Source organism: Streptomyces rhizosphaerihabitans (genome assembly GCF_025399795.1).
In the GTDB taxonomy this organism is placed as follows: Bacteria; Actinomycetota; Actinomycetes; order Streptomycetales; family Streptomycetaceae; genus Streptomyces; species Streptomyces rhizosphaerihabitans.
Genome location: NZ_JAODTZ010000029.1, coordinates 117,161 through 126,562 on the forward strand (window position 1 = coordinate 117,161; position 9,402 = coordinate 126,562).

Here is a 9,402-nt window from a genome sequence, read left to right on the forward strand (position 1 = left end):
CGAACCCGCTGTCGTCATCGAACCCGTATCCGTCGACGCGGACCACCTGTGGGCGCGGCTTCGCGTGGTCGAGGAGCGGGTGCGGCACGCCGTGGCCGTCCGTCGTGCCGTCGATCCCGATCCCGACGACCCGTACCGGGGGCAGTACCTCAGCCCCGAGGCGGTGGCTCGCATCCTGGACGAGCCGGGTGGTCTCGACGTACCCGCCCAGGAGCCGTGGCGCCCGCCGGCCGGGTCCGTCCTCGACGGCCTCGCCCGGCGGTTCGGGCTGTCCCCGCTGGATCTGGACCTGCTGCTGGTCGCGGTGGCGCCCGACCTGGACGCCCGGTTCGAGCGGCTCTACGGCTATCTCAACGACGACCTGACGCGCCGCCGGCCCACGGTCGGGCTCGCCCTGGAGCTGTGCGGGCTCGCCGGCGCGGCGGCCGCCCGGTTCCGGCTCGCCCCCGGGGCGCCGCTCGTCGCGGGCGGTCTGGTGGAGGTCACCGAGCCGGAACGGCCGCCGCTGTCCCGGGTGCTGGCGGTCCCCGACCGGGTCACCGCGCACCTGCTGGGCAGTGTGCGGCCCGACGCCCGGCTCGCCGGGGTGCTCGGCGAGGCCCGCGAGGACCCGACCGCCGAGGCGGCGGAGGTCCACCGGACGGCGGCCGCGGCCGGGACCGGCATGGGCCTCGTTCATCTGCGCAGCCGGGGCGGCGACGCCGAGGGGCTGGCCACCGCCGCCCTGAACGCGGCCGGGCTGCGCCCGCTCGTCCTCGACGCGGTGGCCCTCGCCCGGCGCCCCGGCGACGTACCGGAGCTCGCCCGGGTCGCCGCCCTCGAAGCCCGTCTGACCGGTGCCGGGGTCGTTCTCGGCCCGCTGGAGTCGCTGCCCGCGGAACCGGGCGAACGAGCCCGGACGCTGGGGGCGTTGTGCGCGGCGCTGCGCGGGATTCCCCTGTTCACGCACGGCACCGGCACCTGGGACCCACTGTGGGCGGCCGACACCCCCGTCGTCCTGAACGTGTCGGCGCCTTCGCCCGAACGGCAGGCCGAGCGGTGGCGGTACGCCCTGGACCGGGCCGCCGGTGACGGCTCGGCGACCGGCACCGGCGACGCCGACGAGCTCGCGCGGGCCGTCGCGGCGCACCGCCTGGACTCCGGGCAGCTGCGCCGCGCCGCCGACGTGGCGACGCGTACGGCCGCCCTCGCGGGCCGCCCGGTCCGCGCCGACGACCTGCGCACCGCCGTACGTGCCCAGAACGGCGCGGGGCTCGACCGGCTCGCCCGCCGGGTGGAGCCGGGCGTCGGCTGGGACGACCTGGTGCTGCCGCCGACCACGCACCGGCGGCTGCGCGAACTCGCGCTGCGGGCCCGCCACCGCGAGCAGGTGCTCGGGCGGTGGGGGATGCGGCCCGGCGGCGGCCGGGGGCGCGGTGTCATCGCGCTGTTCGCCGGTGAGTCGGGCACCGGCAAGACCATGTCCGCCGAGGTCGTCGCGGCGGACCTGGGCATGGACCTGTACGTGGTGGACCTGTCCACCGTTGTGGACAAGTACGTCGGGGAGACCGAGAAGAACCTGGAGCGGATCTTCACCGAGGCGTCGGCGGTCAACGCGGTGCTGCTCTTCGACGAGGCCGACGCGATCTTCGGCAAGCGCTCGGAGGTGAAGGACGCGCACGACCGGCACGCCAACATCGAGTCGGCGTACCTGCTCCAGCGCATGGAGTCCTTCGACGGCATCGCGGTGCTGACCACCAACCTGCGGGCCAACCTGGACGAGGCGTTCACCCGACGCATCGACGTGGTGGCGGACTTCCCGGTGCCCGACCCCGGCCAGCGCCTCGCCCTGTGGGAACGCTGCCTGGGCGAGCGGCTGCCCCGGGCCGACGACCTGGACCTCGCCTTCTGCGCGGACCGCTTCGAACTCGCCGGCGGCTCCATCCGAGCCTGCGCGGTGACCGCGGCCTACCTCGCGGCGGAGTCCGGCGAGCCGCTCACCATGCGGCAGGTGGTGACGGCGGTCGCCCAGGAGTACCGCAAGCTGGGGAGGCTGGTCCTGGAGGGCGAGTTCGGGCCGCACCTGGCGGCGGCCAACGACGCCTGAGGGGCTCAGCCACCGGTACTCACCAGTCGCAGATACTCACTGGTCCATCTCCATGAATTCGGCGCCCTGCGCCGCCGTCGCCGACGCGGGCGTCGCTCCCAGGTCCTGGGCGGCCTTCCAGATCCGCTCGCTCTCCGCCGTGGGGACCGTCGCCAGGTTGGCCTTGCGGGCCTCGTCCGTGATCACCTTGAACGCGCCCCACAGATGGCCGGTACTGGTGGCCCGCTTGGTCAGCCAGCGCATCTCGACGGGCGCGCCCTTCTGGCCGCCGATGTGCGGCACGATCGCCGCGTTGGGCTCGTCGGCCTTCGGCAGTGCCTTGCCCGGCGCGATCACCGGGAAGTTCTCATTGCCGGTGAGCAGGCTGTGCAGCATGTGCGCGGTGTTCTCGACGCCGGAGTGCCCGCGGCCGTACACCGGATCGGTCGGGTTCGGCGTGTTGCTCGGGTAGTTCTGCAGATGCCGCTGCCAGTGCCCGGTACCGGTCTCGGGGATCTCCTTGTGCATCCACACCGCGAGTTGGCCGATCAGTTCGTGCCCGATGTTCTTCTCGCGCAGCGCGTCGGTGGTGGCCTGGTTCCGGATGCCGCCGAGGTTGGCCAGCTTCAGCAGGAACGGCACGGCGTTCTTGGTGGAGGCGGTGGGACCGCGTACGCCGGCCTCCACCATGGCCGAGCCGACGGCGTAGGACAGCCCGAGTGCGAGGGTGCCGGTCAGGGCCTCCTGGTCGCCGCCTTCCAGGCCGGGCAGGAGGCCGGGCACGATCTCGGAACGCAGCCGCGGCACCATGCGGTTGATGGTGGCCGCCGCGTCGCGCCAGGCGTCGGCGATGTGCTCCTTGCCGGGCGCCCGCCGGGACTCGTGGTCGACGCCGGCCTGGAAGCTGTAGAGCGACGGCAGCCCGGAGGGCAGGACGCCGAGGGTGGCCTGGATGTACATCTCCCACTTGATGTCGGACTGGAAGCCCTTGATCGCCGACTGCACCTTGGGGCTGCCGAACAGCTCCGGGCCCAGCCACTGCTGCAGGGCGGCCAGCGGGGTGCCGGTCCCGGCGACGGGCGAACCCGGTACGCCGAAGAGGTTGTTCACCGGGTCCGCCTGGAAGATCGCGGCGACGTGCTCCTCGATACGCTCGGCGACCTGCTTGATCGCGGCGTCGGACCCGGGGGCCATCTCGTCGAAGGGCGCTGTGACGTACTCGAGGTTGCTCATCGACGAGGCGAGCTGCCCGGTCGCGACGGGGGTCCCGTCGGCCCCGCTCAGCTCGGAGAGCACGGCGTGCAGGACCCGGACCCGGCGGGCCAGCGAGTTGTGGTCGGTGAGGACGGTCAGGTTCTGCTCGCTCATCACGGTGGCCCCGTAGGGCAGTCCGCCGTGGAAGAACCCGCCGAGCTCCGCGGCGGGCGCCCGTCCGTCGACCGGGTTCAGGCCCGTCGTGGGGTGCGGCCCGAAGCTCGGCACGCTCAGCTCCGCCTCGAAGCCCACCAGGCGCTGGACCGCGTCCGGGCCGGTGTGGCGGTGCGCCCCGGCGTGCTCGTCGACGGCGCGGGCCACCGGCACGGGCCCGGAGAGCGCCCGCCGGGCGGTGGACTCGGCCTCGCGCTCGAAGCTGTCCCGGGGGTCGCTGACCCGCAGCCCGTGGCCGTGGTCGGTGCCCGACACCGGGCCGTTGCGCTGCTGGACGACGTGCGTGAGCTCGTGGGCGAGGGTGTGCCTGTCGCCGCCGCCGGCGCCGAGGACGACATGGCTGCCGGAGGTGTAGGCGCGTGCCCCGATGGCGCGGGCCGAGCGGGCCGCGGCGGCGCCGGTGTGCAGCCGTACGTCGGAGAAGTCGGAACCGAGGCGGGACTCCATGTCCTGGCGTACCGGTGCCGCCAGGGGTTTGCCGGCCGAGCGCAGCACCTCGTGCACTCCGGGGTCCGGCTGCTCCACGGCGGGTGCGGGGCGGGCGCGGCGGGCGATCATCGCGGTCACCGCGGCGTTGCCCGCGCCGCGCTGCGCCGCCCGGAGGCCGTCGGCGGTGAGCGGCGGCGGTACGGCGGGGCTGCCGGAGGTCTCCTGGCGGGCGGGGGCCGGGCCGCGCGTGGCCTGCCGGTTCTCGTGCTGCTCGGCGTGCACCCCGGACGTCCGCAACTCGTTGCCTCCTCGTCGGCGCAGCTCTCCTGCGACCCCCAGTGGACCGTCCGGGCGAACGGGATGTCCAGGTCCGTACGGGCAGAACGAGGGCAAGTCCGGGCGGCGGCCGGTCGGTTCGCACAGGCAGCGAAAGGCAGTGATGTTGCCCCTCACCAGGTCCCCGCGACCCTGTCGTCTCGGTGGATACCCGCGCAGACTCGCCCTGGACACAGGTGAACCGACCCGTAGGACGCGAAGGAGCAAGCATGCCGACGTACCTCACCCCGGGCGTGTACGTGGAGGAGGTGCAGTCCGGTGCCCGACCGATCGAAGGGGTCGGCACCGCCGTCGCCGCGTTCGTAGGGTTCGCCGAGAACGGCCCGTTCCACACGCCGACTCTGGTCACCAGCTGGGACCAGTACACCCAGCAGTTCGGCGGCTTCACCGAGGGCGCCTACCTGCCCCTCTCGGTCCACGGCTACTTCGCCAACGGCGGCGGCGCCGCGTACATCGTGCGGATCGGCGGCCAGGCCGAGGACGCCTCCGCTCCGTCGGTCAACGGCGGTCGACGCGGCGACAAGGCCGCGGAGCCGGTGGCCCTCGGCGGCTTCCTCGTCGCGGCCAAGCCGGGCGTCACCGGGGTGTCGGTCGAGGTCGCCGACGCGGACGGCGAGAACACGCCGGAGGACCGCTTCAAGGTCCTGGTCCGCCAGGGCGACCAGGTCGCGGAGACGTACGAGGCCTCCACCCGCAAGAACGTCAAGGGCTACCTGGTCAACCAGGCCCGCGCCTCCAAGCTGATCCAGGTCACCGAGCAGCAGGCCGCCGCCCAGACCAGGCCCGCCGCCCAGACCCTGGCCGTGCCCGACGCCCCGGCCGCGCCCGCCGCGAACGGCTCCGGCGAGGTGGCCCGCCTCAACCCGGCGGAGTACGTCGGCGACGCCGCCGCCCGCACCGGGTTCGGCGGTCTGGAGACCATCGACGAGATCACCATGGTCGCCGTGCCGGACCTGATGAGCGCCTACCAGCGCGGCGACATCGACGCCGAGGGCGTGCGCACCGTGCAGCTCGCGGTGATCTCGCACTGCGAGCAGATGGGCGACCGCGTCGCCGTCCTGGACGCCCCGCCCGGCCTGGGCGCCCAGCAGGTGCGCACCTGGCGCAACGACGAGGCGGGCTACGACTCCCGGTACGCCACCCTCTACTACCCCTGGATCCGTGTCTTCGACCCGGCCACCGGACGCAACACCACCGTCCCGCCGAGCGGCCACGTCGCCGGCGTCTGGGCGCGCAGCGACGGCGAGCGCGGTGTGCACAAGGCGCCCGCCAACGAAGTCATCCGCGGCGCGGTGGACCTGGAGCTCCGGCTCAGCAAGGGCGAGCAGGACCTGCTCAACCCGATCGGCGTGAACTGTGTACGGGCCTTCCCCGGCCGCGGCATCCGCATCTGGGGCGCCCGCACCCTCTCCTCCGACCCGGCCTGGCGCTACCTGAACGTGCGCCGCCTCTTCAACTACCTCGAAGAGTCCATCCTGCTGGGCACCCAGTGGGTGGTCTTCGAACCGAACGACGACCGGCTGTGGTCCAGCATCCGGCGCAACGTCACCTCCTTCCTCACCGAGGAATGGCGCCGGGGCGCGCTGTTCGGCCGCACCGCCGAAGAGGCGTTCTACGTGAAGTGCGACCGGGACAACAACCCGCAGGAGTCCATCGACCAGGGCCGGGTCATCTGTGAGATCGGCGTCTCGCCGGTCAAGCCCGCCGAGTTCGTGGTGTTCCGGCTGGCCCAGTTCTCCGACAGCACCAGCCTCATCGACGAGTGAGCACGGGTCAGTAGAGAAGCAGAGAAGAAGACCCGTAAGGAAAGGTGACAGACAGTCATGGCAACGGGCGATGCTCTTTCCACCCACGTCTTCGGCGTGCAGCTCGGCGGCTATCTGGTCGAGTCGATCCAGGAGATCAGCGGACTGACCGTCGAGGAGGAGGTCGTCGAGGTCAAGCAGGTCAGCGCGGAGGGCAAGCAGATCATCCGCAAGCAGCCCGGCGCCCGGCAGGCAGGTGAGATCACGATCACCCGGGGACTCGACCAGAGCAGCGAGTTCACCAAGTGGATCAAGGAGACCCTGAACAACGGCGCCGTGAACTCCGCGCGGCAGAACCTCACCATCGAGATCAAGGACACCGAGGGCAACACGGTGCGCCGTATCCAGCTGATGCAGGGCTGGGCCTCCAAGTGGGAGGGCCCGTCCCTGAAGGCGGGCGAGTCGTCTCCGGCCACCGAGTCGGTCACGATCGTGTTCGAGGAGATCATCGTCGAATGAGGCGTCGTACGGTGACGGCGGGCAACCTGGAGGAGATCCTCCAGGCGACGGAGCCCGCCCAGGCGCCGGAGCGGACGGCGGCACCTCCCGCCGCCGCCCCGCCGCGCCGCGAGGACCACGGGCTGCGCACCGAGTTCGAGTTCGAGCTGCCGCGCGGGTACGTCGACGAGGCGGGCACGGTGCACCGCCACGGCTCGATGCGCCTGGCCACGGCCCGTGACGAACTGCGGCCCCAGATCGACCTGCGGGTCAAGGAGAACCCGGCGTACCTGAGCGTGGTGCTGCTGAGCCAGGTGATCACCCGGATCGGCTCGATCAGCGATGTGCACGCCGGGATCGTGGAGCGGATGTACGCCACCGACGTCGCCTTCCTCCAGGACTTCTACCGCCGGGTCAACAGCGAGGGCCACACCCGTGCGGCGGTGACCTGTCCGCACTGCGAGGGCGGCTTCGAGGTCGACCTCTCGGGTGGGCGCCTGGGGGAATCGTGACGTACGCCCTTCCCCGGCTCCGGGAGGAGATCGCGTACATCGCCTACCACTTCCACTGGCGGCGCGAGGAGATCCTCGACCTGACCCACGACGAGCGCCGGCAGTGGGTGGCGGAGATCGCCCGTATCAACACCCGTGTGAACGAAGGCGGTTGAGCACATGGCATGGCGGGACAGGCTGCGCCGCCGGGCCGCCGCGCCGGACATCGCGGGCCCCGGGTCGCCGGGCGCGACCGGCACCCCGGGTCCGTCCGTGACCGGCGACCCGGGCTCCGCCGTGCCCGGAGACTGGGACGGCGGCTGGCGCCGTACCGTCGCGCCGGAACTCACCGTGTCCCGCGCCCCGTTGGGCGTCAGCGACGGCCTCGCCTTCCGCGCGGGCCTCGCCGCCTGGCAGAACCCGTCCTTCGACGCCGGCCTCGGCCACGCCCTGCTGCCCACCGCCCCGGCCGGCCTGGTGAGCGGCGTCACGCGCCCGGCCGCCGCCCCCCAGCACACCCACAGCGCCGGGGGTCCGCTGCTGCTCCGGGCACTGCGTCCGGAGGGAGCGGACGGGCCGGGGGAGAGCGAGGGCACGGCGGACGCGCCGACAACCCAGGTCTCACGCCGGACCCGTCCGGGCGCACGGCCATCCGGCCCGGCACCCCTCGCGCGGTCATCCGGCCCGGCACCCCTGGGGGAGCGTTCCGGCGACAACAGCACTGCGGGGAAGGGTCGTTCGGGCGACGCCGGGCGGGCCCGCGGCCTCACGTCCGCGCACTCGCCCGCCGTGCTCTCCTCGTCGCCCTCCGCTGCCCGGCAGGCCGCGCAGCCGGGCGCCGGCCCGGTCGTGACGCCGGCTGCTCCCGCGACCCCGCTGGTACGACGCGTGGCGGTGGTCCCGCCTGCGGCCGCTGACGGGGCCATGGCCCGGCCCGCTGCCAGGACGCGGCCCGCCCCGGCCGAGCCGTCCCGTCCGCCGACCGGTTCCGGGGGCCGTACGCCTTCCGGACCGGCCGTCCAACGCACCGCGGCGGGGCCACAGCCCGCCGGGGGAGCCAGGCAGCCGGAGGCATCCCGTGCCGTCGACTCCGACGTGTCCCACCCGGCCGTCCGGCTCCGCCCGGTGGGGCCTGCGCTGACCGTCGCCCGGCGCCCCGCCGGACCCGCGCGCCGGGTCCCCGCCCTGTGGCCCGCCGCCGCACCGGCGCCCGGCAGCGCCACCACCCCTGACCCACCCGGCCCGGCGTCCGCCCCCGTGCAGCGCGCCGCCACGCGCGAGGTCGGCCGCGGGCCCCTTGGCGCCCCGCTGAGTGAACTACCCTCCACGGCGACACCGTTGCCGCAGAGCACCCCCGCGCCCGGCGCCGGATCCGCGACCGGTCCGGCGCTGCCCGTCGTCCAGCGCCAGGCGGAAGGCGGGGGCGGCACTCCGGGACCGTACGGCGGCGGTACGAGGGGAACGGCGCCCGCCGTCCCGCGCCGGACCCCCGGCCCCGGCAACCGCGGGGCACGCGCGCGTGGCGGCCTCGGCGCGCCGCTGTCCGCGCTGCCGCCGAGCGCCGAGGTGCCCGGTACCGCCGCGTCCGGTGCCCGCGCCTCCCGCCCGGACATCCAGCGTGCTGCGACCCATCAGGACCCGAGGTCCGGCGCCGCTCCGGCGCCGCCCACGCCGGACCGCGACCGGACGCCCACCGAGGCCGCACCCCGCACGCCGGGCGCGCCGCTGCTGGGGACGGGCGACGTCCAACGCCGCCTCGCGAACCCGTCCGCCACCGGGGGCAGCATGCCGCCCGGCCCCGCGGACCACGGAAACGGGCCCGCCACACCGCTGGTGACGCCGTCCGCAGCCGCCCCGGTCCGCGGTCCGGCGGGCGCCGTAAGCCCGGAAGGCCCGGCCGGGAACGCGCCACGACCCGGCACGACGTCCGGCGGACAGCAGCCCCAGGGCCCCTCCGTTCCGGGCCCGGTCGTCGTCGCCCGGGCCGTGGCCGACGCCGCCGGGGGCGACCGGACTCCCGGCGGGTCGGGCGCCGACGGGCGACGGCCCCGGGACGCCGCTGTCCAGGGCCGTGCCGCCCAGGGCCCGGCCGTCGTCGCGCGGGCGACGGCCGCAGGCACCGGAGCCGGCTCCGGCTCTGGCTCCGGCAGGCACCGGCCTCAGGGCCCCGCTGCCCCGAGTCCGGTCGTCGTCGCACGGGCCGTGGCCCGAGGCATCGGAGGCGCCCGGCCCTCCGGCTCGGCAGACGCGCACGGGCTCCCCGTGACCCGCTCCACAGCGCACTCCGCCCCGTCGGCACCCCGCACCCTCTCGCTGCTGGCCGAGCGTCGGCTCACCCTGAACACCCGTGTCCCGGAAGGGGTGGCACAGCCCGCCGTCTCCCGTTCCGGCGGCCGTCCCGTGGTGGCGG

General features: G+C 74.6%; 7 protein-coding genes. 6 read left to right on the top strand and 1 reads right to left on the bottom strand.

The window, feature by feature from the left end; translation table 11 throughout:
- Positions 1-16: 16 nt before the first annotated feature.
- Positions 17-2,086, top strand: coding sequence for an AAA family ATPase (locus N4G66_RS26770; RefSeq protein ID WP_261706770.1), 2,070 nt, complete (start codon positions 17-19; stop codon positions 2,084-2,086).
- A gap of 36 nt (positions 2,087-2,122) precedes the next feature.
- Here N4G66_RS26770 and N4G66_RS26775 read toward each other — a convergent pair whose 3' ends face one another.
- Positions 2,123-4,219 carry an eCIS core domain-containing protein gene (locus N4G66_RS26775; protein WP_391858885.1) on the bottom strand — a complete coding sequence of 699 codons (2,097 nt, stop codon included), beginning with the start codon at positions 4,217-4,219 and terminating at the stop codon, positions 2,123-2,125.
- 248 nt (positions 4,220-4,467) lie between these two features.
- On the opposite strand from N4G66_RS26775, the gene N4G66_RS26780 reads away from it, so the two are divergent.
- From N4G66_RS26780 to N4G66_RS26800, 5 genes are all read left to right on the top strand, one after another.
- A complete protein-coding gene (locus N4G66_RS26780) occupies positions 4,468-6,024 on the top strand; it encodes a phage tail sheath family protein (protein WP_261706759.1) in 1,557 nt (518 codons plus the stop codon).
- Positions 6,025-6,081: 57 nt separating this feature from the next.
- Positions 6,082-6,522, top strand: a complete 441-nt coding sequence (locus N4G66_RS26785) for a phage tail protein (RefSeq protein ID WP_189151609.1) — start codon at positions 6,082-6,084, stop codon at positions 6,520-6,522.
- Entirely contained in the window at positions 6,519-7,013 is a 495-nt protein-coding gene (locus tag N4G66_RS26790; protein ID WP_261706760.1) for a zinc-ribbon domain-containing protein, read from the top strand. The genes N4G66_RS26785 and N4G66_RS26790 overlap by 4 nt, the downstream gene beginning before the upstream one ends.
- The gene (locus N4G66_RS26795) at positions 7,010-7,168 is read left to right on the top strand and encodes a DUF6760 family protein (RefSeq protein WP_189151611.1); all 159 of its coding nucleotides are present in this window, start codon (positions 7,010-7,012) and stop codon (positions 7,166-7,168) included. Before N4G66_RS26790 ends, N4G66_RS26795 begins: the two co-directional genes overlap by 4 nt.
- A 4-nt stretch (positions 7,169-7,172) precedes the next feature.
- A partial coding sequence (locus N4G66_RS26800) for a hypothetical protein (RefSeq protein WP_261706761.1) occupies positions 7,173-9,402 on the top strand: 2,230 nt, incomplete at its 3' end.

Excerpts from the sequence above, each read along its gene's own strand:
- N4G66_RS26780 (WP_261706759.1), top strand. The coding sequence starts at position 4,468 with ATGCCGACGTACCTCACCCCGGGCGTGTACGTGGAGGAGGTGCAGTCC.
- N4G66_RS26785 (WP_189151609.1), top strand. The coding sequence starts at position 6,082 with ATGGCAACGGGCGATGCTCTTTCCACCCACGTCTTCGGCGTGCAGCTC.
- N4G66_RS26790 (WP_261706760.1), top strand. The coding sequence starts at position 6,519 with ATGAGGCGTCGTACGGTGACGGCGGGCAACCTGGAGGAGATCCTCCAG.